A 24337-nucleotide genomic window follows, 5' to 3' on the forward strand; every position below is an offset into this window, starting at 1 on the left:
GTCGGCCAACTTGTCTAGACGAGAAGGTAGTCAGCGACTGTTGCAGTCCGGCGAAGCGTCGATGAAGCTGCGATGACGATTCAGTGAAGCTTTCACCGGCGGCGCGGACGGTCCTGAGTGTTAAGCACGAAGCGCTTTGCCCCGGCGGCCAGGGCCCCTAAGCTGGACGCCGTCACAGCGCCTTATGCCGCGTCGCCTACACGACGGTCAGGCATTTCAGAGAAGAGGAAGAGCATGAAACAGAAGATCGTATTCATCACCGGCGCCACCTCCGGCTTCGGCCGCGCCACCGCCCGTCGCTTCGCCGAGGCCAGCTGGGCGCTGGTGCTCACCGGCCGGCGCAGCGAGCGCCTGGAAGCGTTGAAGGGCGAACTGTCGGCCAAGGTGCCGGTGCATGTCGCCACCCTCGACGTGCGCCACGCCGGCGCGGTGCAGGAGGCGGTCGCGCAGCTGCCCGCCGCGTTCCGCCAGATCGACTGCCTGGTCAACAACGCAGGCCTGGCGCTGGCCCCGCAGCCGGCGCAGCAGGTCGATCTCGCCGACTGGCACACCATGATCGACACCAACATCACCGGCCTGGTCAACGTCACTCATGCGCTGCTGCCGACCCTGATCGAGACCGGCAAGGGCGCCAGCATCGTCAACATCGGCTCGGTGGCCGGGCACTGGCCCTATCCGGGTGGCCACGTCTACGGCGCGACCAAGGCGTTCGTCGAACAGTTCGGCTACAACCTGCGCTGCGACCTGCTGGGCACCGGCGTGCGCGTCACCGACATCGCCCCGGGCATGGCCGAGACCGAGTTCACCCTGGTCCGCACCAAGGGCAACCAGGCCGCCAGCGACGCGCTGTACCGCGGCACCACGCCGCTGACCGCCGAGGACATCGCCGAGCAGATCTACTACGTCGCCACCCTGCCGGATCACATCAACATCAACCGCCTGGAAGTGATGCCGACGCGCCAGGCCTGGTCGCCGTTCAATATCGATCGGGACAAGTAGGCAGCGGCTTATCTGAAGTAGGGTGGGCTTCAGCCCACCGACAGGGCCGGGCTTGGTGGGCTAAAGCCCACCCTACGGTGCGGTGAGGAGAGGCGTAGGGTGGGCCGGGCGGCGTTCCGCTTTAGCCCCCCGGTGCTGCGGCGTCAAGAGCCTCCAGGCCTGCCTTGGCGCAGGCCTCGTCCTGCTCCTCGGAACCGCCGGAGACGCCGATGCCGCCCAGGCAGCGGCCATCGAGCAGGATCGGCAAGCCGCCGCCGAACACGACCAGCCGTTCGCGCGACGGCAGGCCGATACGCAGCCGCGGGTTCTCGCCGAGCACCTCCAGCCAGTCGCGGGTGGGAAAGCCGAAGCTGGCGGCGGTGTAAGCCTTGTCCACGGCGATGCCTTCGGAATGCAGGAAGGCGCCGTTCATACGCAGATACGCGAGAGTGCGCCCGGCGCGGTCGACCACCGCGACATGGATGCGGATGTCCAGCGCGCAGGCATGGGCCATGGCGGCCTCGGCGGCGCGCTGGGCGGCCTGCCAGTGCAGGTCGGGCTCGACGAACTGGAGATTCATGGCTTGACCTTGCTGGCCGGTTCGCCGCCGATGCCGAAGTGAGCCTTGGGCATCTCGCTGATGATCACCCGCACGCTGGCCAGCGGTGCGTCCAACGAGCGCGAGATCGCCTCGCTGACCTCGCGGATGAGGGTTTCCTTCTGCGCGTCGCTGCGGCCTTCAAGAATGTGGATCTGGGCAATGGGCATATCGGACTTCCTTGAGAAAAGGCCGGCCGGAGCCGGCCGCAGGTCAGACGAAACGGGCGGACACGCTGCCCAGCCCCTGGTAGCGCACGCAGATGTTGTCGCCCGGCGCCACCGCCACGGCGGCGGTGATGCCGCCGGTCATGATGAAGGTGCCAGCCGGGATATGCTCGCCGCGCTCGGCCAGCAGATTCGCCAGCATCGCCACGCTGGACAGGGGATGACCGAGCACCGCGGCACCGGCGCCGAGCTCCACCACCTCGCCGTTCTTCTCCATCACCACGCCGAGGGTGCGCAGGTCGACCTCCTCGAGGCTGGCCATGCGGCCGCCGGTGATGAAGCGCGTCGAGGAAGCGTTGTCCGCCACCACGCTGATCAGGTCGAACTTGAAGTTCTCGTAGCGTGAATCGATCACCTCGACGGTCGGGATCACGTAGTCGACCGCCGCGATGACGTCGCCGATATGGCAGCCCGGGCCTGTCAGCGGCGCCTTGGTGACCACCGAGATTTCCGCCTCGATCTTCGGGTGGATCAGCTTCGAGCAATCCACGGTGCCGCCGTCCGGCACGCTGAAGTAGTCGGCCAGGAAGCCATAGATGGGCGTTTCCACGCCCATCTGCGCCATCTTCGCCCAGGAGGTCAGGCCCATCTTCAGGCCGACGATCCGGTTGCCGCGCGCCTCCTTGCGCCGGCGGATTTCCCACTGGATGTCGTAGGCGTCGGCGAAGGTCATCTGCGGATAGTCGTTGGTGACCTTGTGGATGTCGTGGGCCTGCAGCTCGGCGTTTTCCACGTGCTCGGCCAAGGCCAGCACCTGTTCGCGGGTCAATGTACGGTTCATGCGTGTTGCTCCTTGCGAGTTGCCAGCAGGTCGAGCGCGACGTCGACGATCATGTCTTCCTGGCCGCCGACCATGCGGCGCCTGCCCAGTTCTACGAGGATGTCGAGCGTCTTCAGTCCATACTTCGCGGCCGCCACCTCGGCGTGGCGCAGGAAGCTGGAGTAGACCCCGGCATAACCCAGGCCGAGGGTCTCGCGATCGACCCTCACCGGACGGTCCTGCAACGGCCGGACGATATCGTCGGCGGCGTCCATCAGGGCGTACAGGTCGGTGCCGTGGTTCCAGCCCATGCGCTCGGCCGCCGCGATGAATACTTCCAGCGGCGCGTTGCCGGCGCCGGCGCCCATGCCGGCCAGCGAGGCGTCGATGCGATCGCAGCCCTCCTCCACCGCGATGATGGAGTTGGCCACGCCGAGACTGAGGTTGTGATGCGCATGCATGCCGGTTTGGGTTTCCGGATTCAGCGCCGCCTTGAAGGCGCGCATGCGGTCGCGGATGTCGTTCATGTTCATCGCGCCGCCGGAATCGGCCATGTAGATGCACTGTGCGCCGTAGCTTTCCATCAGCTTGCCCTGCGCCGCCAGCTGCTCGGCAGGGATCATGTGGCTCATCATCAGGAAGCCGACGGTGTCCATGCCCAGTTCACGGGCATACTCGATGTGCTGCCGCGAGACATCCGCCTCGGTGCAGTGGGTGGCCACGCGCACCGAGCGGGCGCCGGCGTCATAGGCGGCTTTCAGGTCATGCACGGTGCCGATGCCGGGTAGCAGCAGCACGGTGATCCGGGCGTGCTGGATCACATCGGCGGCGGCCTCGATCCACTCCAGGTCGCTGTGCGCACCGAAACCGTAGTTGAAGCTGGAACCCTGCAGGCCATCGCCGTGGGTCACCTCGATGGAGTCGACGCGGGCCTTGTCCAGCGCGCGGGCAATGTCCTGGACGTTCTGGATCGAATACTGGTGGCGGATCGCATGGCTGCCGTCGCGCAGGGTCACGTCGGAGATATAGAGTTTCTTGCCGGGGTTGAAGGTCATGGCTCGGTCCTCAGGCGTTCAGCAGCGACTGCGCCATGCGTTCGGCGGTAGCCAGCGCGGCGGAGGTCATGATGTCGAGGTTGCCGGCGTAGGCCGGCAAGTAGTGGGCGGCACCTTCGACTTCGAGATAGATCGAGGTTTTCAGGCCACTGAATGTGCCGAGCCCAGGGATATGCAGCGGCGCGGATGCGGGAATCATGTCGAACTGCACCTTCTGCTTGAGGCGGTAGCCCGGCACGTAGGCCTGCACGGCGCTGGCCATCTCCTCGATGCTGGCCTCGACCTGTGCCTGGTCGACGGCATCGGACAGCACGAACACCGTGTCACGCATGATCAACGGCGGCTCGGCCGGGTTCATGATGATGATCGCCTTGCCCTTGGCGGCGCCGCCGATCACTTCGATGGCCTTGCTGGTAGTCTCGGTGAACTCGTCGATGTTGGCGCGGGTCCCGGGGCCGGCGGATTTGCTGGCGATGGAGGCGACGATCTCGGCGTAATGGACCTTGGCCACGCGCGACACCGCGGCCACCATCGGGATGGTGGCCTGGCCGCCGCAGGTCACCATGTTGACGTTGAGCTTGGCGAGGTGCTCTTCCAGATTCACCACTGGCACGCAGTAGGGGCCGATGGCCGCCGGGGTCAGGTCGATCAAGCGGATGCCGGGTTTGGCACGACGCAGCAAGGCATCGTTCCGTACGTGGGCAGAGGCGCTGGTGGCATCGAAGACGAAATCGATGTCGGCGAATTCGGGCAGGTTGATCAATCCTTCGACACCTTCGTGGGTGGTCGCCACACCCATGCGCTGGGCGCGGGCCAGGCCATCGGAGGCCGGGTCGATGCCCACCATCGCGCCCATTTCCAGATGCTCTGCGTTGCGCATCACCTTGATCATCAGATCCGTACCGATGTTGCCCGGGCCGATGATCGCTACTTTGAGTTTCTTGCTCATCAGGCTGTCCTCGATCAGATGAAGCGCACGCTGGCGCTGCCGATGCCGCCGATCTCGACGCGCATGAAATCGCCTGCCTTGACCGGCTCCAGCGGAACCAGCGAGCCGGACAGGATCACCTCGCCGGCCTTCAGGGCGATGCCGAACCGGCCGAGGGTGTTGGCCAGCCAGGCCACGCAGTTGACCGGCGAGCCGAGCGCCGCGGCGCCGGCACCGGTCGAGAGCAGCTGGCCGTTCTTTTCCACCAGCATGCCGCAGGTGACCAGATCGACCTGGCGCGGCGACACGGCCTGGTCACCGAGCACGAACAGGCCGCAGGAGGCGTTGTCCGCCACGGTGTCCTGGATCTTGATTTTCCAGTCGCGGATGCGCGAATCGACGATCTCGAAACACGGCATCACGCACTCGGTGGCGGCCAGTACGTCGGCGTTGGTCACGCCGGGGCCGATCAGGTCCTTCTTGAGGATGAAGGCGATCTCGCCCTCGGCTTTGGGCTGCATCAGTCGCTGGCTGATCGGCACCGCTTCGCCGCTGTTGAACACCATGGCGTCGGTCAGGTAACCGAAGTCCGGCTGGTGCACGCCCAGCATGTTTTGCACCGCCTTGCTGGTCACGCCGATCTTCTTGCCGATGATCTTCTCGCCGGCCGCCAGGCGTCGTTCGAGCAGGCGCAGGGAGATATGGTAGGCGTCGTCGACGCTGATGTCGAAGCCACGCTCGGTCAGCGGGCTGATCGCCTCGCGGTTGAGCATGGCCTGGTACAGCTCGTCGCCGAGCTCGTTGATCATTATCTGGTCCATGTCGGTCTCTCTCAGGAATGGCGGGCGTCGGCTTCGGCGAGGAAATCCCCGACCAGGCGCGCGAAGCGGGTGGCGTGTTCGATCTGTGTCCAGTGGCCGCACTGGCCGAACACGTGCAATTGCGCGCGAACGATCCACTCGGCCAGGGTCAGCGAAGCGGCCAGGGGGATCACCTGATCCTCGCGGCCATGGATCACCAGGGTTTCGTGGGGCAAGGCGCGGATCTGCGCCTCGCTGCTGGCCAGGCCATCGACCCAGCGCTGGCGCGGTGCGGGGAACATCTGCGCGAACGACTCCTGAAAACCGGGGCGGATGCTGGCCTGGTAACGCAGCTCGGCCAACTCGTCGGTGACCAGGCTGCGGTCGTAGGCGAAGGTGTCCATCAGCCGGCGCATGGTGGCGAAGGACGGCTCATAGCCCCACACATCATCCAGGCCCGGGGTGATCGGAAAGCTCACCCCGGCGCTGCCCATCAGCACCAGCCGGCGCACGCGCTCGGGGTGGCGGATGGCCAGGGCCAGGGCCAGGCCGCCGCCGAAGGAGTTACCGACCAGATCGGCCTGTTCGATGCCCAGGGCATCCAGCACGCCAAGCGCGTGTTCGACCCAGCGCTGTTGGTGGTACTGACCATCGGCCGGGCGTTCGCTGTAGCCGAAGCCCAGCATGTCCGGGGCGATCACCCGGCGGCGCTTGGCCAGCTCGGGCATCACCAGGCGCCAGTTGGCCCAGGCGGTAACGCCGGGTCCGGAGCCGTGGATCATCATCAGCGGGAAGCCTTCGCCGCTGTCGTGCAGGTTGGTGCGATAGCCGGCGGCGAGGATTTCGCGGCCGATTTCCGGGCTGTTCTGGGGTGCGTTCATCACGGCCTCACAACTTCACGCAGATGTTTTTCAGTTCGGTGTAGAACTCCAGCGAGTGCACACCCCCTTCCCGACCGATCCCGGATTGCTTGCTGCCGCCGAAGGCGGTACGCAGATCGCGCAGGAACCAACTGTTGACCCAGACGATGCCGGCCTCCAACTGCCCGGCGACGCGGTGCGCGCGGCTGACGTTGTCGCTCCAGAGGGTGGCGGACAGGCCATAGGGCAGGCTGTTGGCCAGAGCGACGGCTTCGGCTTCGCTGTCGAACGGACGGATATGGCAGCACGGCCCGAAGATTTCCTCGGTGACCACCGCCGAGTCGTCGGCCAAGCCGGTCCAGATGGTCGGCTGTACCCAGGCGCCGCCCGCCAAGGCGTCCGGCATCTGCGGCACGCCGCCGCCGGTGACCACGGTGGCGCCGTCGGCGACGGCTTGCTGGTAGTAGGACAGCACCTTCTCGCGGTGCTTGAGGCTAACCAGCGGGCCGAAGTTGCTCGTCGGGTCGTCCGGCGGGCCGATCACCAGGCTCTCGGCACCGGCCTTCAGACGGGAGACAAACTCCTCGAAAATCGAGCGCTCGACATACAGCCGCTCGGTGCCGAGGCACACCTGACCGCAGTTGGCGAAGGCCGAGCGCAGAGTGCCTTCGATGGCCTTATCCATGTCGCAGTCGGCGAAGACGATGCCGGCGTTCTTGCCGCCCAGCTCTAGCGAGACCTGGCGCACGCCTTTGGCGGCGGCGCGCATGATCAACTCGCCGGTGCCGGTTTCGCCAGTGAAGGTGAAGGCATCGACATCCGCGTGCTCGGTGAGGAAGGCCCCGGCGGAATCGCCACCGAAACCATGCACCACGTTGTACACCCCGGCCGGCACGCCGGCCGCCTGCATCACCTCGCCGAGCAGCGCGGTAGTCAGCGGGGTTTCCTCCGAGGGCTTGACCACCACGGTGTTGCCGCAGGCCAGGGCCGGGCCGACCTTCCAGGTCATCAGCAGTAGCGGCAGGTTCCACGGGCTGATCACCCCGATCACCCCCTTGGGGCGGCGCACCGCGTAGTTGATCGCGCCACTACCATCCGGCGTGGCCATCTCGAAGGCTTCGGTGGCGACGTTCTTCAGTAGGTCGGCGAAGACCTTGAAGTTGGCCGCACCGCGCGGGATGTCGATATGGCTGGCGAGCGACTTGGGCTTGCCGGTATCCAGGCATTCCGCTTCGAGGAACTCGTCGAAACGTGCGGTGATGCCGTCGGCCACGCGGTGCAGGATCTCCGCCCGCTCGCTCACGCTCATCTTGCCCCAGGGGCCTTTCAGCGCGGCGCGTGCGGCCTGCACCGCTGCGTCGACTTCGGCGCGACCAGCTTCGTGAACACGGGCAATCACCTGGCCATTAGCGGGGTTGACGTCCTCGAAGGTGCGGCCGCTAGCCGAGCCGACGAAGGCGCCGTTAATGAAGTGCTTGATCTCTTTCATCTGCGCAATCTCTGCAAAAAGGCGAGCCGGGCTTTCAGGTCAGCACGGTCATGAAGCGTTCGTTGAGCACACGGTCGTGGTAGAAGATCGCCTTGCCCAGATCCTTGGCCAGCCAGGTCACCGGGCGATGGTCCTGGTAGTTGTAATCACCACCACAGAACACCTCGTTGCGGTTGCCCGAGGGGTCGAAGAAGTAGATGGTCTTGCCGTGAGTCAGGCCGTGGCGGGTCGGGCCTATGTCGATGGAGGTATCGGTCATGGAGATCAGGTCGGCTGCGCGCAGCACGTCCTCCCAGGTTTCCAGGAAGAACGACACATGGTGGAACTTGCCCTTCTCCGGGCAATGGATGAAGGCCACGTCGTGCGCCTTGGTCGACAGGCTGAGGAACTGCGCGACGCGGGTGCCGTCGTCGTCGATCACCTGCTCGGCCAGGTAGAAACCGAGCACTTCGGTGAACAAGGCATAGGTGGCTTGCAACTCGTCGCCGTACAGCAGGCAATGGTCGAAGCGCACCGCACGCATGCCTTTGAGGTTGCGCGGCCAGGCCTCCGGGTTGACCTCGGCCAAGCCCCATTTGCCGGTGTACTCCTTGTCCGCATAGAGCTCGAAGAAGTGCCCGGAAGGCGCCTGGAAGCGCACCCGCCGACCGCAGTCCTTGAGCTCGCCGGCGGCGATCAGCTCGACCAGGCAGCCGTAGCGGATCAGGTCGTCGGTGAGGCTGCTCAGGGTGGCGTCGTCGAGCACCTTGAAGGCCATGAAATCCATGCCCGGCTCGGCGGCCTCGCGTAGCACCACGGAGAACTTGTCCACCTCGGTCCAGGCCTTCAGGTAGATACGTCCCTGCTCGTCGCGATCCGTCTCGATCAGGCCGAGCAGGTCGCGGTAATGCGTTAGCGCAGACTCCAGATTCAACACGCGAAGCTGGACGTGTCCAGGGCGCATAACTCCTTTTTTCATGACGACACCTCTTAATGTTTCTTGTTGTCAGGGATTGCTTCGCACTTGGCGAAGGCATTCGATGTACAGGTCAGCGCGTGGATACAGTTGGCAGGCCAAGGCCAGGCCCTGCTTCGCGGCCTCCGGTGGAACCTGACTGCAGCTCATCCTGCCGCACTGGTAGTCGCCGCTGAGCACGCGCACCTTGCACAACCCACAGCCACCACCACGGCAACCGACCGGCACGCAACGCTTGCCCTGCTCCTCCATGGCCCGCAGGACCGACTGATCCGGGCGGCAGACAAAAGACTGGCCGCTGTTGGTTTCGTGCACCTGAAACGGGGGGCTGCTCATGATGCACCTCAGATGCGCTTGAACAAGGCCGAACGGGTGCTGTCCTCAGCCCCATCGGCGGCGGTGAAGAAGCGCTCCATGAAGATGTCCCGCTCGAACAGCCGACCCTGCATCAGGGTGGTGATGGCCGCGTCGATCATCGGCGGCGGACCGCAGAGATAGGCCTTGTGGCCACTGAAACGACCGTCGAAGTGGGCCTTGGCGGCGTCGTGGACAAAGCCTTTGAAGCCCTGCCACTCCGGGTCGTCGTGGGCCTGGTTGAGTGCCGGCACGTAGCTGAAGTTGGAGTGGCGCGCGGCCAGTTCCTCAAACAGCTCGCGGTTGTAAAGCTCGGCGCGATTGCGCGCGCCCTGGAACAGGGTGATCCGCCGCGTGTCGCCCTGCGCCAGCAGGTCGAGGATCATCGACTGCGGGCTGGACAGGCCAGAGCCGCCGGCGATGAAGATCAGGTCGCCGGCCTGCGAGCCACGGACGAAGAACTGCCCGTAGGGGCCGGACAGCTCGACCGCATCGCCGACCTTCAGTTGCCGATGGATGAAGCCGGTGGCCGCGCCGCCCTCGACCAGGCGGATATGCAACTCCACCTCGTCGGCCTGGCTCGGCGGGTTGGCCAGGGAGAAGGCGCGTGATCCTTCAACGCCCGGCAGGGTCAGGTTGATGTATTGCCCGGCCTGGAAGGTCATCGGCCGATCGAGCTTGATGTGCACACCCTTGATGGTCGGCGACAGGTCGACCAGGGCGCTGACCACCCCGCGGTAGTCCTCGACTTGATGGCCGGCGAAATCCGGATCGACGTCGATATCCGCCTCTATCACCATATCGCTCATGGGCATGGCGCAGCAGGCCAGGACCTTGCCCTCGTCACGCTCCATGTCCATCAGGGCAAAGGGTGAGGCGGCGCCGTGGTCGGCCTCGCCTTCGACTACCTGCACCTTGCAGGTGGCGCAGGTACCATGGCCGCAGGCGAATGGCAGCCAGACGCCCTGGCGCAAGGCCGCTTGCAGGATGGTCTGGCCCTCCTCGACCTCGATGATTTCACCGGTAGGCTCGATGGTGACGTTGTAAGTCATGACACACCTCTCAGCTGCAGGAACCCTGGATGCCGTTCAGGCCCGGGGTGTTCAGACGCAGCATGCTTTTGTGGTCGATGCCGTTGGCTTCCAGGCTGGCGGCGTAGTCCGGGGTGAACGGCTGGTCGTTCAGCTGCCAGAGCGCCTGGCTGAAATCGATCTTCGCGCTGTCCGGATGGGCGTGGATCGCGGGCTTGAGCACCTGCTCGAGGAACTCGGCAAAGGGCATGCCGGGGGCTACCAAGAACGCGAGCGCGGAGCAGTACATCAGGTGCTCTTCCCAGTAGAGGTAGAGCAGTTGCATGCCGTTGAAGTTGGCCTGCACATCCCGTGGCGTGGCGGTGTATTCGCCGATTGAGTTGACAGTCATGATCGAAACCTCTTGTTCTTGGAATGGCTCAGGGGCGGTGCTTCACCCCTGAGCGGCTGGCGCTGCCTCAGGCGGCGCCCAGGCTCTTGTCCGCCGGGGCGGCAGTTGGTGGGGTCTGACCTTTCAGGGCCAGCCAGCGCTGGTGCTCGGGCGAGCCCAGGTACTCCAAATTGTCCACGCCGCTTTTGATGTGGTAGTACTTCTGCACCACCGTTTCGACATCCCCGCCTTCGCAGTTGCCCTGGTAGATCTGGTGCACCGGCAGCCAGGCCTGGATGTACTTCACCGGCTCGTTCTTGAAGATGTCGCAGCAGCCATCCGAGCAGAATTGATAGCGCTCCCCCTCGTGCACCAGGCTGCGCAGGCTGAGCTTGGTCGGATCGTCCGGCTCGGTGAAAATCACCGGTAACTGGCACACCTGGCAGAGGTGCGGCAGGGTGTCGTTGTAGAAGCGCTCACCCTTGGCCTGCTGCTCACGCCAGAACTCGAAGCGCGGGCGGTAGTATTTGTCGAAGGTGTCCGGGTATTTCTCCGACAGCCAGTTTAGTTCCTCGTCGCCGGGTATCCAGGTATGGAAGCTGGTGGCCTTGCTGTATTGATATAAGGCCCCCCACACCTGGTGGGTGATGTGCTCCTTGCCGATGGTGGTCTGCTCGACGTATTTCGGCGGCCGGATGCCATAGCGCTCCAGATCCTTGAACAGCGCGCCACCGGCCTGCTCGAAGTAGACCCCCCAGGCCTCAGACCAGGACATCACTTTGTTCGGCAGCATGTAGTCCATCATCATGCCGATCAGGGTCAGCAGGCGGTAACCGCGCCAGAACCACTTATCGATCCAGCGCTGGATGATGGGCACGTTGTCTTCATGCTGTTCGAGCATGAACTTGATCACTTCCAGACCCAGGGTCATGTGCCGCGCCTCGTCCGACTGCGCGGAGAAACCGAAGGTGACCGTGGCCATATCGCCGTTGTAGGCGGCACCGGACATGAAGGGTACGAACAACAGGTTGGTCAGCACGTACTCGAAGGAGAACGAGACGGCGGTGAGGAACTCGAACGGACCGGCGGTCCGCGCATCGTCCATATAGGACTTGGGTACCGAGAGGTACCAGACCCGGTCGTACATGTGGGCGAAGTCATGCAAACCATCGAAGTGCTTGTTGTAATGGCTCATGGCGTGGACTTGCGTCTGCACATGGCGCAGCTCGTCGATCGCCTGCATCTGACAGGCGACCCGCGCACCGGCGCCACTGAACTGCCGGCCAACCCGCGAGAAGCCCTGGAAGGCCTGGTATTCCAGCGGTGAAACGGCGGTGAGGAACAGCTTCAGGGCGTTGACGTAGCGCGCATCGGAAATGTTCTGATGACCATTGTTCTGGGCAAAGGCGTCGAAGATCGCGTAGAGCTTCTTCTCTTTCTCCGCCTGGTATTTCCAGTAGGTGTCCATGGTCAGGCGGAAGGGGTCTTCCCACTTGTCCCAGTCGGTGATCTTGATGCCCTCGAAGTGCTCCAGCGGGAACACGTCTTCTTTCTTCTGGTAGGTCGTTTCCCAGGCCAGATCGCGGGTCAGGTAGCGGTATTTGTCTTTCAGGTTGAGGCGTTTCTTGTTGTGGGTAGCCATGAGCTTGTCTCCTAGTTCTTCCACTCGAGGACGAAGCGGTCATCGTCCTCGTCGACGTTGCCGCCGATGGTGATTACGTCCACCAGCATTTCCTGGACGTCCCAGGCGCGGCCGAGGTTCTCTTCCACGGTTTCCCTGCGGATCTCCAGGCGCTTCTCGGCCTCGATACGGATCATCGCCGGGTGGTGCTGGACGACGGCGTGGGGGTTGTCCTGGATGATCGCTTCCACCACGTAACGCGCGTTGTCGTTATCCTGGAAGGCGATGTAGACGAGTGATGACATGCTTTATTCCTCGCGGCTTTTCAGGCCGATTTTCTGCAGGCGAGTAGCGAAGGCGCTGCGGACTTCATCCAGCGCGGCGATACCGGTGGCTTCCTCGGCCAGGGGCAACAATGCCTCGTAGGCACGCGGCTCCCAGACCTCCAGCCAGGCCTGCACCTGCTCACGGTTAGCGTCATTTTCGGCAAGCACGGTCTTGAACATGGCGTCGACCCAGCGCGTGCTTTCGCCGTACCAGTCGCGCATGAACTCGGTGAGCATGGCCACATCGCTGCCACCGTTCTCTGTGAGCCATTGGTCGAAGCGCTGGTACATCAGCGGCTGCAGCAAGCCGTCGAGCACCAGGTTCTGCGCCAGGCCCAACTCGAACCAGTCGCGGATCACGAAGCTGTCTTCGACGTAGCGACGCAGGCCCTGCCAGATCGGGTCGTCGAGCCAATAGGCCTTGGCTTGATCCAACGCCTCGCCGGTGCCGCCATCGAGCAGCAGGCCGATGCGCGAGAGGTACTGGCCCATGCCCAGGCGGTCCATCGCCTGGTAGATGTGCATCTGGGTCACGGTGGCGGCGATGCTGTCGCCGGCGATGCTGCTGTTATTCATGTTGGCGCCCAGCTCGGCATGCCGCAGCGGCACCAGGCAGCGCAGCAGCTTGGCCTGCAACTCGGCCGGCAGACGGCTCAGCAGCTCACGCTTTTCGCAGAAGCCATAGGCGTGTTCGGTGGCTTCCTGCATCCGCGCGCGGGTCTGCACATAGGCGCCGTAGTAGAATTGGCGGGGGTCGGTGACCTTGTGCCAATCGGTCATGCGGATCGCCGTGCGGGTCGGATCGTGCAGCTCGTGCTGCGGGTCCCACAGCGGGCGATAGTGAAAGTTGGTGACCGCTTCGATGTCGTAGCTGGCTTCCTGATAACGGCTAGCCGGCTTGTCGCCGAAGCGCCGTTGCAGGTTGCCGTAGGTCTGGCGGATCGGATCCACCGTATTGGTCTTTATCTCTACGCTCATATCAACCGTACCCTCTTGTTGTTGGATGCCCATCTGCCTGTCGGCAGGGTTCTCAGCCCGGGTCTTTCAGCAGGCGGCGACCGACATCGCCGAAGCGCCACTTGACCATGTCGTCGTCCACCGCCTTGGCCATCGCTTCGTCCATTGCCACCACGCGGTTGTGCTGGCAAAACTTCACGAAGGCGTCTTGCGGCAGCACCAACTCGACGAACAACTCAGGGTGGCCAAGGGCAAAATCGAACTCGACGAACTTGGCTTCTGGTTCGCTGCGCACACGGATGTAACGAGTGAGCTGATCGAAAGTCGGTGTGGGGGTATTGGTCACGGCCATCTCCAGGTTGGCGGATTGCGCAGGATAAAGTGCAACAGCTGTGCCAAGGTCTGAAAACCGACTTCAAGGTATTGTTTTTCAATGTGTTTCTAATTTTTAGAATGATCGGAGCGAGCGAAATTAAGCCGCGCTTGCGCAGGCTTTTTAAGCATTTGATCAATTGCCCAAGGCCGCTTGAGCAAATGCTCATGGCGCAGCTGAACGCTGATCTCTAGTACTAAAATCACTGCCGTCGATTGATCATTTGGTTGACTTTTGCCAGATACTGAGGCCGGCTATAGGGAGCTGGCGCAGGTGAAAAAACTGCCGATTTTCCCCATGACCCCATCTGGAATCGCCGCCTGCCTTGCGCTATAGCGGCGACCCTGATTTCCCCATCTAAAAATAAATAGGGGCCTCGCTTACATGCCGATCAAGTACAAGCCTGAAATCCAGCACTCCGATTTCAAGGACCTGACCAACCTGATCCACTTCCAGAGCATGGAAGGCAAGATCTGGCTTGGCGAACAGCACATGCTGTTGCTGCACGTTTCAGCGATGGCCAGCTTTCGCCGGGAGATGGTCAACACCCTGGGCATCGAACGCGCCAAGGGCTTCTTCCTGCGCCAGGGTTACCAGTCCGGCCTGAAGGATGCCGAACTGGGCAGGAAGCTGAGACCGAATGCCAGCGAAGTCGGCATGTTCCTCGCTGGGCCGCAGCTGCATTCACTCAAGGGCCTGGTCAAGGCCCGCCCCACCGAGGTGGACATCGACAAGGAAAGCGGCCGCTTCTACGTCGAGGTCGAGTGGATCGACTCTTTCGAAGTGGAAATCAGCCAGAGAGAACTCGGGCCGATGGACGAGCCAGTCTGCTGGATGCTGCTCGGCTACGCCTGCAGCTATTCCTCCGCCTTCATGGGTCGGGAAATCATCTACAAGGAAATCAGCTGCCGCGGCTGTGGCGGCGACAAGTGCCGGGTCATCGGCAAGCCCGCCGAGGAATGGGAAGACGCCGAAGCCTTCAAGCAGTACTTCAAGAGCGATCCGATCATCGAGGAGCTGTACGAACTGCAATCACAGGTGGCCTCGCTGCGCACCAGCCTGCACAAGCAGGAAGGGCAGTATTACGGCATCGGCCAGTCAGCGGCCTACCAGCATGTACGGCAGATGATGGACAAGGCCGCGCAGGGCAAGGTCTCGGTGCTGCTGCTCGGTGAAACCGGGGTCGGCAAGGAGGTGATCGCCCGCAGCGTGCACTTGCGCAGCAAGCGCGCCAACGAGCCCTTCGTAGCGGTCAACTGTGCGGCGATTCCGCCTGACCTGATCGAGTCCGAGCTGTTCGGCGTGGAAAAGGGTGCCTTTACCGGCGCCACCCAGTCACGCATGGGCCGTTTCGAGCGGGCCAACCAGGGCACCATCTTCCTCGATGAGGTGATCGAGCTCAGTCCTCGTGCCCAGGCGACCTTGCTGCGGGTGCTGCAGGAGGGCGAGCTGGAGCGGGTCGGCGACAACCGCACGCGGCAAATCGACGTGCGGGTCATCGCCGCGACCCACGAGGACCTGGCCCAGGCGGTCAAGGACGGGCGTTTCCGGGCCGACCTCTACTACCGGCTGAACGTGTTCCCGGTGGCGATCCCGGCGCTGCGCGAACGCCGCGAGGACATCCCGCTGCTGACGGAGCATTTCATCAAGCGCTTCCACGAGGAGTACGGCAAGAAGACCCTGGGCCTCTCCGACAAGGCGATGCAGGCCTGCATGCACTACAGCTGGCCGGGCAATATCCGCGAGCTGGAGAACGCCATCGAACGCGGCATCATCCTCACCGAGCACAACGAGAGCATCAGCGTGCAGGCGCTGTTCCCGCAGTTGCCAGAGGGCAGCCAGGGCAACAGTGATCGGGTCTCGGCCGAAGGCATGCTGGTCCATCCGCAAGGCGATGCCGGCGGCTGGGTGCCACAGGTCCTGGCCAGCGGGCTCAGCCTCGACGAGATCGAAGAGACCCTGATGCGTGAAGCCATGCAACAGGCCAATCAGAATGTCTCCGGGGCCGCTCGTTTACTGGGTCTGACGCGTCCCGCGCTGGCTTATCGGCTCAAGAAAATCGGAGTGGATATCTGAGCCTTTCCAGGCGTTTGATCAAATGAATAAACGCCTGGAAGATTTGATTATTTGCTGAACCCAGCCTGTCCGGACGGAGCGCCCTGCTCCGTCGCAACACCCCGCCCGCACTATTAGAAAACCTTTTCTATCAATCAGTTGAAATAATTTAACGGTCACCACTAGCGGCCTGGCACAGGCGTTGCTCAAGCGTTATCAACCGCTCCAGACAACAACAATCACAAGTGGTGACACGTGATGAACGATAAACGCCTGTCTTACGGCCGCCGGCCGTTTGCTCTGAATGGCCGAGCACGATCGACGCTCTGCACACTTCTACTGCCTTGCGCACTCGTCGGCTGCGAAGCCGACCTCAATCTGGCCGGGGTCGCCAAAGAAGCCGCCCAAGCCAGCCATCGAACCGACTTCTATCAGGCCATGGCCAGCACCCCCCAGGCCACCCTGCTGGCCGGCAACAGCGGGGTCATGCTAGTCAGCCGTGACCAGGGTTAAAGCTGGTCGCGCCAGGTCATTGCCGACGGCCGCAGCCTGATCGACCTGGATGCCTGTGCGGATGGCAGCTTTATCGCCCTCAGCTTCGACAACCACCTCTGGCACAGCAGCGATCTCGGCCTGACCTGGAGCGAGTTCGTTCTGCCTACCGAGGAACAGATGCTGACCGCAGCCTGCGCGCCGAATGGCAGTTGGTGGGTGGCTGGCGGCCTGACCACCCTACTCGGCAGCCATGACCAGGGCGCCAACTGGACGGAAAACAGCCTGGGCGAGGACGCCATGCTGACCAACCTGCAGTTCATCGATGACGAGCATGCGGTGGCCACCGGCGAGTTCGGTTTGCTCTTCGCCAGCCAGGACGGCGGCGCCCACTGGCAGCTGGCCGGCACCCTGCCGGACGAGTTCTACCCGCACGCCAGCTACTTCCGCAGCCCCGAGGAGGGCTGGGTCGGTGGCCTCAACGGCTTCATCTACCACACCACGGATGCCGGGCAGAGCTGGCAACGCCAGAGCACGCCGAGCAGCGCACCGATCTTCGGCTTTCTAGCGAGCGACAACGGCCTGTTCGCCGTCGGCGACCACAGCAGCGTGCTGCAACTGGCCGGGGAACAGTGGCAAACGCTGCCGACGCCCGATGCGCCGGTCTACTTGCGCGCCATCACCGCGGATACCGCGCAACGCCTGATCGTTGCCGGTGGCCGCGGCCTGCTGCTGACCCTCGACACCGCGCCCAGCGCTTGGCCTGAGCCAGCTTATGGCTAAACGGATGCAGTATCGGCATGGTGACGGGTCTCAGTCGGTCGTGGTCGCAACGGCGGGCCAAGGTCTGGTTGTTCGACCACCCGCGCACCGTGCTGGCGATCATCGCGGTGCTGACCCTGTTCTTCGCCCTGCGGATTCCCGGGCTGAAGGTCTACACCGACTTCTCCGACCTGCTGCCACAGGAACACCCGTACATCCAGCTGCACAACAGCATCAAGGACAGCTTCGGCGGCGCCAACGTGCTGGTCATCGGCGTGGCCTTCGACAACGGCGACCTGTTCAGCAACGAGCGCCTGGCATTGATCGATCGGGTCACCCAGGCGGTGGACAGCCTACCCGGAGTCAACCACAACCTGGTCAGCAGCCTGACCCACCGCAACTCGCGCAAGGTCTGGCTGACCGAGGTCGGCAGCATCAACTCCGAGCCTTACTACCAACCCGAATTCGGCCAGCTCTCCGCTGCGCAGTTGGCGGCGATGAAAGCCGACGTGGTGGCCAACCCGCGGGTCTATGGCCCGTTGGTGTCGCCGGACCTGCAAGTGGCGTTGGTCAAGGCGCAACTGATCGAAGGCCAGCTCGACTACGCCAAGACCTTCGCGCAGATCCAGGCGCTACGCGACGCCGAGAAGATCGACGGGGTGACCCTCTACGCCACCGGGCAACCGGTACTGGTGGGCTGGGCCTACACCTACATGAGCCAGATTTTGCAGATCTTCATCTGCACCGTGCTGATCATGCTGGCGCTGCTGGTGATGCACTTCCGCAAGGCCTATGGCACAGCCTGTTCCGCCCCGGCACCCTGGGCATCGTCTCGGACGCCATCGGCCTGCTGCTGATCGCCATCGGCTCGATCGCCCTGAACACCAAGCTGGGCATCTACGCCTCGCTGTGGGCGACCACGGTGATCTTCAGCGTGCTGATCGGCGTGCCGCTGCTGCTGTCGATCCTGCCCAAGCCGAAGAACCCGGAGATGCGCGAGACCGCGCTGCGCCACATCGGCGCGATCTGTGCGCGGACGGTGGCCAACCCGACCGCCGCGCGCAAGGCGCTGGGCTTGGCCGCGCTGGCCATCCTCGCCAGCCTGTGGGCCTCCTCCCAGGTGCGCATCGGCGACTCCGAGCCCGGTTCGCCGATCCTCTACCCGGAACACGATTACAACGTCTCGTCCAAGGAGATCAACCAGCGCTTCCCCGGCTCGGAAGAGCTGTACATCGTCGCCGAACATGCGGAGAAAGGCGGAATCAAGAAACCCGAGGTGCTGCGCGCGCTGCAAGCGCTGCAAAACCACATGCTCAGCGACCCCTCGGTCGGCGGCAGAAAGGGCTTGCCGGACCTGATCACCCAGGTCAACCGGCTGATGCACAACGACGATCCGCGCTGGCTGCAGATTCCCCACGACGCCAATTACGTCGGCGGGCTGATGTTCACCTACATGGCCTCCAGCCCGATCCCCGGCGCGCTCAACGAGTTCACCGACACCGACGACCGCGTCGCCAACCTGGTGTTCTATTACAAGGATCGTCAGGGCGAGACCATCCGCCGCGCCATGCACATGGCCAAGCAGTGGATCGAGCAGCACGGCGATGCAGTGCCGGGGCTGAGCATCCGCCTGGCTGGCGGTACCCTCGGCGTGGCCGCGGCGATGAACGAGTCGGCATTCGAGACAAACCTAGTGGTGCTGCCGCTGGTGTTCCTGCTGATCTTCGTCTTCGTCATGCTGTTCTACACCTCCTGGCATGCCGGCTTGATGATGCTCCTGGCGATGGCCTTCGCCAGCGCGCTGACCTACGCCTATATGGGCCTGGCCGGCATGGGTATCGACATCAACACGGTGCCGGTGATCGCCGTCGGCATTGGCGTGGGCATCGACTACTCGATCTACATGATGGATCGCATCCGCGAGGAAATGGCCAAGTTTGGCCGTCTCACCGACGCGGTGCGCCAGGCCATCGCCACCACCGGCATCGCCATCAGCTTCACCGCACTGACCCTGATGGCCGGGATCATCATGTGGGTGATCCTCTCGGACCTGCGTTTCCAGTCCGATGCCGCCCTGCTGCTGTGCGTGATGATCGTCATCAACGCCATCGCCGCCATGTTGCTGGTACCCGCCTGGGTGCTGGTGTTCAAACCGAAGTTCATCACCGGGGCCTATGCCGACGAAGACGGCATTCTGCACGCCGACGCTGCCGTGCCCGCCTCTGCCGAATCCCTGCCGGTCGCGCCCCGCGTGGCGACCGGCGGGCTGCCGCAAGGGGAACGCCATCCGGCCTGAACCGGATGCCTTCCCACACTTAAACCGCACGAGGACCTGTCATGCCGACAACAACAAAAATGGGCCTGCGACACTGGAGTCTGGCCCTGCTGGGCGGCTCAAGCCTTGCTCTGACGCCACTGACTTCGGTCATGGCCGAGGAAGAAATGCAGTTCACCGGTTACTACGAGAATGCCACCTTCGTTCGCGATAGCGCCGGATTGTCGAAATTCCGCAACACCGTGCAGGTCAACGCGGACAAGAAATTCGGCACCCTGGGCCAGCTGAACTTCAACAACGTGGCCTTCCACGGCACATTCCGCGGCACCTACGACGGGGTCTACGACCTCAACAGCAGCGAGTACGGCAGTGGCGCCGGCGGCGCGGTCAATCTGGAGAACAACATCGCCGGCGCGGGCTCGACTGTGCCGCACGGCGGTGGCATCCGTCCGCCAGGCACCTTCTTCGGCTTCAACGACGCGCGCAACCCCAACGAGGGGATGATCGTGCTCGGCGAAAACCTGCACAAAACCCGTGGCGGCGTGGCCTTCGGCGTGCCGGTACGGCCCTGCGACAAGGACAGCCGCGGCTGCATCGACGACTACCTGGACTACAGCAGCAACGACCTGCGTTTCCCCGAGTTCAACGAACGCCTGGACTTCATCCGCGAGCTCTACGTCGACTTCGACAACGAGCTGCCCAACGGCGACATCCTTAGCTGGCGCCTGGGCAAGCAGCAGGTGATCTGGGGCCGCACGGTGTTCCGCGTGCTCGACGTGATCAACCCGGTCGACTACTCGCGTAACAACATCTATGACGAGCTGGAAGACATCCGCATCCCGATGTGGATTGCCAAGGCCGACTGGCGGATGGGTGCCAACGAGGTATTCGACGACCTCAACCTGTCGTTCGTGTGGAACTTCGACAAGTTCCGCCCGCACAACCTTGGCCAGTGCGGCCAGCCCAACTCGATCCTCGACGCTGGCTGCTTCTTCCGCGGAATGAACAACCTGTGGGAAAACGGCGGCACCGTGGCCAACTTCGCCGGCGGCAACATCGCCACCGACTTCGGCCCCGGCCAGATCGGTATCCGCAAGGCGCACATGCCGTCCTGGAGCCTGTCCAACAGCCAGTTCGGCATCAAGCTGGAAGGCGTCTATGGCGATTTCGGCTTCTCGCTGAACGCCCTGACCTACCGCTCGCAACTGCCCTCGCTGCGTGGCGGCATCCCGGCTCTGAACCCCTTCACCGGCGAGGTCGCGGTGTGGCCGAGCCTGATCGCCTTCGACATCCATTTCCCGCGGGTCAACCTGGTCGGCGGCTCGATGGACTACTACTCGCAGGCGATCGATACGGTGTTCCGCTTCGAGGTGGCCCACACCGAGGGCGAGGAGTTCGCCAACACCCTGCAGTCGCGGTTGTTTTCCGAATCCAACGTCACCCGCTACGTGATAGGTGCGGACAAGAACATCTTCATCCCCTTCCTCAACCCGGGCCGCGCGTTCCTCTTCTCCGGCCAGCTGTTCGGCCAGCACATCCACGAGCACCAGCTTGAGGATCGTCCGCTGGGCAAGGTCGGCATGCCGGACTGGGAACAGAACTGGATCGGCACCCTGCTGGTCAAGGGCTGGTGGATGAACGACCGGCTGAGCCCGCAGGTGCTAGTGGCCCACGACCTCAAGGCCCATGCCACGGCCATCGCGCCGAGCGTGGAGTACCTGTTCAGCGACAACCTGAAGATCATCGCCGGCGCCAACTTCAAGGTCGGCCGTGGTGCTCGCGAGTTCGACGACTGCCGTAGCTGCAACCCCTGGGACCCCTTCACCAGCTTTGGCCTGCCTGCCGGGGTGAGTGCCGGCCTATCCGGCTACGAGCCGCTCGGCCGCTTCCGCGCCGGCCCCATCGGTATGGCGCAGAAGGAAGACGAACTGCAAATCAGCCTGCGTTACAGCTTCTGATCAACCACGAGGGACAGATATGAATAACAAGACAACACTCCGCCTTGCCGCCCTGAGCCTGGCCCTGGCTGCTGCCACCACAGCCGGCGGCGCGCTGGCTGCCGACGAGGCGGTGATCGACAAAGCCTTCCACCCCTATAAAACCGAGAAGCCCAGCTTCAACGGTTTGAGCGCCGGCATGACCATCAACAAGGGCAACGTCGCCCAGTTCAAGGAGATTCTCGACCCGGCCTTCTACGGCTTCATCGAGAAAGGTTGGGCGGAGCTGAAGGTCGGTGAAACCACCTCCTTCGACCTCCCTGCCAGCTACATCGAAGCCACCCGCCAGCACATGGACAAGGTCCAGCTGGGCGCCAAGCCCGGCGAGATCAGCGGCGCCGTGGCCGGCCGGCCCTTCCCTCAAGAGCCGGATGCCAGCGACCCACGTGCGGGTGAGAAGCTCGCCTGGAATTTCAAGTACGGCTACAACTGGGGCGACGGCGCCGCCGTCTCGCCGTTCTACTGGAAGTTCCGCGACATGAACTCCGGCAAGGTCGAGCGCACCATCAAGTTCGACTTCCACTACCTCAACTTCACCCGCCGGGTCGACCAGGATCCGAAACCGGCCATCACCCCGAACCCCTCGCAGCTGTTCCGCGGCATCTACGTCAAGGTGCTGGAGCCGTATGACGTACGCAACACCCAGCTGTTGATCCACCGCGCCGAAGACGACCTCAAGCGTGACAACTCCTGGCTGTACCTGGGCTTCCAGCGCCGCGTGCGGCGCCTGGCCACCGGCCAGGTGACCGATGCCTTCCTCGGCTCCGACTTGATGATCGAGGACTTCGAGGGCTACAACGGGCGCATCTCAGATATGAAGTGGACCTACAAGGGCACCCGTTTCATGTTGATGCCCTTCTACAATCACAACGAGCTGGCACTGGACAGCGAGACCCACAAGGACAGCGACGGTTACCAGATGGTGGCGTTCGGTGGCCAGGGCGGCTGCTTCCCCAACATTACCTGGCAATTGCGCAAGGTCTACGAAGTGGAAGCGGCGCCGGTGGAGGCCAGTCATCCCCTATCCAAGCGGGTTCACTACTTGGATGCACAGACCTTCGCCGTGTCTCGCACCATTTCCTACGACCGCAAGGGCGCGCAGTGGAAGACATTCACCATCGGCAAGGCGCATCCCGACCACCACCTGCCCAAGAACAAGGGCACTGGCGTCGCACTGGATGACAGCTTCTCGATGATCGACGTACAGGCTATGCACTGCACCACCGGGCAGCTCAAGGGTCAGGTCGACCCGACTCTCAGTCCGCCGGAGATATTCAGCGTGCAGCACATGCGCGCCACCGGTAACTGAGCCCCCGCGGCCGTTGCTCTGCCAGGCCGCAACCTTTTGTCATGTCGAGCAAGGCGCACTGGCGGTTTCCCGTCGGTGCGCCTTGTTTCGCTCCTGCCGCGTACGAGGAAACCATGCAAAAGAACCACCACGAACCGGACCCACTTCGCGACCAACTGGTGCTGCTGACCGACAGCAAAGCCAACATTCTCTACGCCAGCCCGGCGCTGTGCCGGCAACTCGGCGCATCCGCGGCGTCGCTGGAAGGGCGTCCGGCATCCCTGCTGCGTCATCCGGACATGCCGGCCGGCCCGATCGCAGACCTGTGGAATACCCTGGGCCGCGGCCAGCCGTGGATGGGCATAATGAAGAACCGTAGCGCCGATGGCCGGCCATTTTGGGTCGATGCCTTCATCAGTCCGGTGTTCGATGGCGATGCGGTCAGCGAATACCAGGCGATCTATCGCTTGCCGGACGCCGACACCATCCAGCGGGCGGCGGACATCTACCGGGTCCGCAGCCAAGGCAAACAACCGGCGGCGCTGCGCTGGCAATGGCTGGGCCGCACCCGTGTCCAGGTGCTGCTGGCCGCGCTATCGTTCACCCCGCTCGGCCTGCTGGCCGCGAACACCGCGCCAGCCTTCGCACTGGTGCTGCTGGCGGGCGGCGTCGGCTTGTGTTGGCTGCTGCTGAGTCTGCATGCGCGCCCCTTCGCCCAACTGGTGGCTCACAGCAGACGGCTCGTCGAACATCCGATCAAGCAACTGATATACACCGGGCGGATCGATGAAATCGGCCAGTTGCAGCTGGGCAATCGCCTGCTGGAGGCACGCCTGGCATCGATGGTGGCGCGCCTCGGCGACAGCAGCGGCCGGGTCGCCAGCCATGCCGAGCGTACCCGCGAGCTGCTCGGCAGCGGCAACCGCGCGGCCGAGCGGCAACAGCAGGCCCTCGATGCGATCAGTGCGGCGGTGGAACAGCTCGGCGCCACCATCCGTGAAGTGGCCCGCAGTACCAGCGATGCCGTCGGGCTTACCCTGCAGGCGCAGGCACTCAGCGCCGAGGGGCAGCGGCGGGTGGAGGCTGCGCACCAACGTATTGGCGCCTTGGCCGGGACGCTGGATCATTCGGCCGAGGCGATCGGCGTCCTGAGCCGGCACAGCCAGACCATCGGCGGCATTCTTGCGGTGATTCGCGGTATCGCCGAACAGACTAACCTGTTGGCGCTGAATGCCGCCATCGAAGCGGCGCGGGCCGGAGACAATGGTCGTGGATTCGCCGTAGTCGCCGACGAAGTGCGTTCCCTGGCCCGGCGCACCCAGGCGTCCACCGACGAGATCCAGCAAATGATCGAAGCGCTGCGCCAAGGCACGGGCGAGGTGGTCAGTCGTATGCAGCAGGGCTTGGAGCAGTCGCGAGCCAGCGTCGAGCAGGTCGAGGCCACCTCTCAGGCCCTCACCGACATAGCTCGTCACGTCAGCGAAATCGCCGACATCGGCGGCCAGATCGCCGGGGCGGGTACGCAGCAGGAGCTGGCGGCCGAAGAGATCAGCCAGAAGCTTTGTGCTTTGCAGGAGCTGGCCCGCCATGGCCTTCAGCTGCAGCACGACACCTATGGTGTGGCGGACGAGGTGAGCCGCCAGGCGGGAAGACAGCGTGCCTTGCTCGCGCAGATGAATTAACGACCAATACGGAGAAACCGAGGATTCGTTCGGAAAACGTTACGTCTGGCGTAACGCTTGCTCGCTCAACTTGATTGATGACCTGTCGGTCATCTCCCTACTGT

25 protein-coding genes are annotated in these 24337 nt (G+C 63.7%); 9 read left to right on the forward strand and 16 right to left on the reverse strand.

Annotated features, from left to right (window positions below; all coding sequences use genetic code 11):
- Window positions 1-234: 234 nt before the first annotated feature.
- On the forward strand, window positions 235-999 hold the full coding sequence (locus tag CW305_RS19715) for an SDR family NAD(P)-dependent oxidoreductase (protein ID WP_104098725.1): 765 nt from the start codon (window positions 235-237) through the stop codon (window positions 997-999).
- A 121-nt stretch (window positions 1000-1120) separates the two neighbouring features.
- On the opposite strand, the gene CW305_RS19720 is transcribed toward CW305_RS19715, so the two are convergent.
- From CW305_RS19720 to dmpK, 16 genes are all read right to left on the reverse strand, one after another.
- Window positions 1121-1558 carry a GlcG/HbpS family heme-binding protein gene (locus tag CW305_RS19720; protein ID WP_104098726.1) on the reverse strand — a complete coding sequence of 146 codons (438 nt, stop codon included), beginning with the start codon at window positions 1556-1558 and terminating at the stop codon, window positions 1121-1123.
- On the reverse strand, window positions 1555-1788 hold the full coding sequence (locus CW305_RS19725) for a 2-hydroxymuconate tautomerase (RefSeq protein ID WP_268939442.1): 234 nt from the start codon (window positions 1786-1788) through the stop codon (window positions 1555-1557). The genes CW305_RS19720 and CW305_RS19725 overlap by 4 nt, the downstream gene beginning before the upstream one ends.
- A gap of 1 nt (window position 1789) precedes the next feature.
- Entirely contained in the window at window positions 1790-2584 is a 795-nt protein-coding gene (dmpH, locus tag CW305_RS19730; protein ID WP_104098728.1) for a 2-oxo-3-hexenedioate decarboxylase, read from the reverse strand.
- On the reverse strand, window positions 2581-3618 hold the full coding sequence (gene dmpG / locus CW305_RS19735; RefSeq protein WP_004574815.1) for a 4-hydroxy-2-oxovalerate aldolase: 1038 nt from the start codon (window positions 3616-3618) through the stop codon (window positions 2581-2583). Before dmpG ends, dmpH begins: the two co-directional genes overlap by 4 nt.
- A 10-nt stretch (window positions 3619-3628) precedes the next feature.
- The gene (locus CW305_RS19740; protein WP_104098729.1) at window positions 3629-4567 is read right to left on the reverse strand and encodes an acetaldehyde dehydrogenase (acetylating); all 939 of its coding nucleotides are present in this window, start codon (window positions 4565-4567) and stop codon (window positions 3629-3631) included.
- Window positions 4568-4581: 14 nt separating this feature from the next.
- Window positions 4582-5367, reverse strand: a complete 786-nt coding sequence (dmpE, locus tag CW305_RS19745; RefSeq protein WP_104098730.1) for a 2-oxopent-4-enoate hydratase — start codon at window positions 5365-5367, stop codon at window positions 4582-4584.
- A gap of 11 nt (window positions 5368-5378) precedes the next feature.
- Window positions 5379-6227, reverse strand: a complete 849-nt coding sequence (locus CW305_RS19750; RefSeq protein WP_104098731.1) for an alpha/beta fold hydrolase — start codon at window positions 6225-6227, stop codon at window positions 5379-5381.
- 7 nt (window positions 6228-6234) lie between these two features.
- Entirely contained in the window at window positions 6235-7695 is a 1461-nt protein-coding gene (locus CW305_RS19755) for a 2-hydroxymuconic semialdehyde dehydrogenase (protein ID WP_104098732.1), read from the reverse strand.
- A gap of 34 nt (window positions 7696-7729) precedes the next feature.
- A complete protein-coding gene (locus CW305_RS19760) occupies window positions 7730-8653 on the reverse strand; it encodes a catechol 2,3-dioxygenase (RefSeq protein ID WP_104098733.1) in 924 nt (307 codons plus the stop codon).
- A 27-nt stretch (window positions 8654-8680) separates the two neighbouring features.
- Window positions 8681-8986 carry a 2Fe-2S iron-sulfur cluster binding domain-containing protein gene (locus CW305_RS19765; protein ID WP_096425583.1) on the reverse strand — a complete coding sequence of 102 codons (306 nt, stop codon included), beginning with the start codon at window positions 8984-8986 and terminating at the stop codon, window positions 8681-8683.
- 8 nt (window positions 8987-8994) lie between these two features.
- The gene (dmpP, locus tag CW305_RS19770) at window positions 8995-10056 is read right to left on the reverse strand and encodes a phenol 2-monooxygenase reductase component DmpP (protein WP_104098734.1); all 1062 of its coding nucleotides are present in this window, start codon (window positions 10054-10056) and stop codon (window positions 8995-8997) included.
- A gap of 10 nt (window positions 10057-10066) precedes the next feature.
- Entirely contained in the window at window positions 10067-10426 is a 360-nt protein-coding gene (gene dmpO / locus CW305_RS19775; protein WP_033045113.1) for a phenol 2-monooxygenase oxygenase component DmpO, read from the reverse strand.
- Window positions 10427-10493: 67 nt separating this feature from the next.
- The gene (gene dmpN / locus CW305_RS19780) at window positions 10494-12047 is read right to left on the reverse strand and encodes a phenol 2-monooxygenase oxygenase component DmpN (RefSeq protein ID WP_060489526.1); all 1554 of its coding nucleotides are present in this window, start codon (window positions 12045-12047) and stop codon (window positions 10494-10496) included.
- A gap of 11 nt (window positions 12048-12058) precedes the next feature.
- Window positions 12059-12331 carry a phenol 2-monooxygenase stimulatory component DmpM gene (gene dmpM / locus CW305_RS19785; protein WP_060489530.1) on the reverse strand — a complete coding sequence of 91 codons (273 nt, stop codon included), beginning with the start codon at window positions 12329-12331 and terminating at the stop codon, window positions 12059-12061.
- Between the two features lie 3 nt (window positions 12332-12334).
- Complete coding sequence (gene dmpL, locus CW305_RS19790) at window positions 12335-13330, reverse strand: phenol 2-monooxygenase oxygenase component DmpL (protein ID WP_023086561.1); 996 nt, start codon at window positions 13328-13330, stop codon at window positions 12335-12337.
- A 52-nt stretch (window positions 13331-13382) separates the two neighbouring features.
- On the reverse strand, window positions 13383-13661 hold the full coding sequence (dmpK, locus tag CW305_RS19795) for a phenol 2-monooxygenase auxiliary component DmpK (RefSeq protein WP_062381239.1): 279 nt from the start codon (window positions 13659-13661) through the stop codon (window positions 13383-13385).
- 405 nt (window positions 13662-14066) lie between these two features.
- On the opposite strand from dmpK, the gene CW305_RS19805 reads away from it, so the two are divergent.
- The 8 genes from CW305_RS19805 (at window position 14067) to CW305_RS19830 (ending at window position 24233) form a co-directional block, all read left to right on the forward strand.
- Entirely contained in the window at window positions 14067-15758 is a 1692-nt protein-coding gene (locus tag CW305_RS19805; protein ID WP_104098735.1) for a sigma-54-dependent Fis family transcriptional regulator, read from the forward strand.
- A gap of 237 nt (window positions 15759-15995) precedes the next feature.
- Window positions 15996-16250, forward strand: coding sequence for a hypothetical protein (locus tag CW305_RS23595; RefSeq protein WP_197708358.1), 255 nt, complete (start codon window positions 15996-15998; stop codon window positions 16248-16250).
- Window positions 16251-16409: 159 nt separating this feature from the next.
- Window positions 16410-17012 carry a WD40/YVTN/BNR-like repeat-containing protein gene (locus CW305_RS19810; RefSeq protein ID WP_205350791.1) on the forward strand — a complete coding sequence of 201 codons (603 nt, stop codon included), beginning with the start codon at window positions 16410-16412 and terminating at the stop codon, window positions 17010-17012.
- A gap of 17 nt (window positions 17013-17029) precedes the next feature.
- On the forward strand, window positions 17030-17848 hold the full coding sequence (locus tag CW305_RS23600) for an RND transporter family protein (protein ID WP_197708355.1): 819 nt from the start codon (window positions 17030-17032) through the stop codon (window positions 17846-17848).
- A 65-nt stretch (window positions 17849-17913) separates the two neighbouring features.
- The gene (locus tag CW305_RS23605; RefSeq protein ID WP_197080540.1) at window positions 17914-19287 is read left to right on the forward strand and encodes an efflux RND transporter permease subunit; all 1374 of its coding nucleotides are present in this window, start codon (window positions 17914-17916) and stop codon (window positions 19285-19287) included.
- A gap of 41 nt (window positions 19288-19328) precedes the next feature.
- Window positions 19329-21224 (forward strand): DUF1302 family protein, encoded by a 1896-nt coding sequence (locus CW305_RS19820; protein ID WP_104098736.1) that lies wholly within the window; start codon window positions 19329-19331, stop codon window positions 21222-21224.
- A gap of 19 nt (window positions 21225-21243) precedes the next feature.
- Window positions 21244-22572 carry a DUF1329 domain-containing protein gene (locus CW305_RS19825; RefSeq protein ID WP_104098737.1) on the forward strand — a complete coding sequence of 443 codons (1329 nt, stop codon included), beginning with the start codon at window positions 21244-21246 and terminating at the stop codon, window positions 22570-22572.
- 113 nt (window positions 22573-22685) lie between these two features.
- Window positions 22686-24233: a methyl-accepting chemotaxis protein gene (locus CW305_RS19830; RefSeq protein ID WP_181063924.1), complete on the forward strand. Its 1548-nt coding sequence runs from the start codon at window positions 22686-22688 to the stop codon at window positions 24231-24233.
- Window positions 24234-24337: the final 104 nt, after the last annotated feature.

Origin of the sequence: Stutzerimonas kunmingensis, from assembly GCF_002929225.1 — a bacterium.
Lineage (GTDB): Bacteria > Pseudomonadota > Gammaproteobacteria > Pseudomonadales > Pseudomonadaceae > Stutzerimonas.

Coding starts and splice junctions, on each gene's coding strand:
- CW305_RS19760 (WP_104098733.1), bottom strand. CDS start 8,653: ATGAAAAAAGGAGTTATGCGCCCTGGACACGTCCAGCTTCGCGTGTTG.
- CW305_RS19765 (WP_096425583.1), bottom strand. CDS start 8,986: ATGAGCAGCCCCCCGTTTCAGGTGCACGAAACCAACAGCGGCCAGTCT.
- CW305_RS19805 (WP_104098735.1), top strand. CDS start 14,067: ATGCCGATCAAGTACAAGCCTGAAATCCAGCACTCCGATTTCAAGGAC.
- CW305_RS19825 (WP_104098737.1), top strand. CDS start 21,244: ATGAATAACAAGACAACACTCCGCCTTGCCGCCCTGAGCCTGGCCCTG.
- CW305_RS19820 (WP_104098736.1), top strand. CDS start 19,329: ATGCCGACAACAACAAAAATGGGCCTGCGACACTGGAGTCTGGCCCTG.
- CW305_RS19720 (WP_104098726.1), bottom strand. CDS start 1,558: ATGAATCTCCAGTTCGTCGAGCCCGACCTGCACTGGCAGGCCGCCCAG.
- dmpK (WP_062381239.1), bottom strand. CDS start 13,661: ATGGCCGTGACCAATACCCCCACACCGACTTTCGATCAGCTCACTCGT.
- CW305_RS19755 (WP_104098732.1), bottom strand. CDS start 7,695: ATGAAAGAGATCAAGCACTTCATTAACGGCGCCTTCGTCGGCTCGGCT.
- dmpO (WP_033045113.1), bottom strand. CDS start 10,426: ATGACTGTCAACTCAATCGGCGAATACACCGCCACGCCACGGGATGTG.
- dmpE (WP_104098730.1), bottom strand. CDS start 5,367: ATGGACCAGATAATGATCAACGAGCTCGGCGACGAGCTGTACCAGGCC.
- CW305_RS19740 (WP_104098729.1), bottom strand. CDS start 4,567: ATGAGCAAGAAACTCAAAGTAGCGATCATCGGCCCGGGCAACATCGGT.
- dmpM (WP_060489530.1), bottom strand. CDS start 12,331: ATGTCATCACTCGTCTACATCGCCTTCCAGGATAACGACAACGCGCGT.
- CW305_RS23600 (WP_197708355.1), top strand. CDS start 17,030: ATGGTGACGGGTCTCAGTCGGTCGTGGTCGCAACGGCGGGCCAAGGTC.
- CW305_RS19830 (WP_181063924.1), top strand. CDS start 22,686: ATGCAAAAGAACCACCACGAACCGGACCCACTTCGCGACCAACTGGTG.
- dmpN (WP_060489526.1), bottom strand. CDS start 12,047: ATGGCTACCCACAACAAGAAACGCCTCAACCTGAAAGACAAATACCGC.
- CW305_RS23595 (WP_197708358.1), top strand. CDS start 15,996: ATGAACGATAAACGCCTGTCTTACGGCCGCCGGCCGTTTGCTCTGAAT.
- CW305_RS19750 (WP_104098731.1), bottom strand. CDS start 6,227: ATGAACGCACCCCAGAACAGCCCGGAAATCGGCCGCGAAATCCTCGCC.
- dmpG (WP_004574815.1), bottom strand. CDS start 3,618: ATGACCTTCAACCCCGGCAAGAAACTCTATATCTCCGACGTGACCCTG.
- dmpP (WP_104098734.1), bottom strand. CDS start 10,056: ATGACTTACAACGTCACCATCGAGCCTACCGGTGAAATCATCGAGGTC.
- CW305_RS19810 (WP_205350791.1), top strand. CDS start 16,410: ATGCTGACCGCAGCCTGCGCGCCGAATGGCAGTTGGTGGGTGGCTGGC.
- dmpL (WP_023086561.1), bottom strand. CDS start 13,330: ATGAGCGTAGAGATAAAGACCAATACGGTGGATCCGATCCGCCAGACC.
- CW305_RS19715 (WP_104098725.1), top strand. CDS start 235: ATGAAACAGAAGATCGTATTCATCACCGGCGCCACCTCCGGCTTCGGC.
- dmpH (WP_104098728.1), bottom strand. CDS start 2,584: ATGAACCGTACATTGACCCGCGAACAGGTGCTGGCCTTGGCCGAGCAC.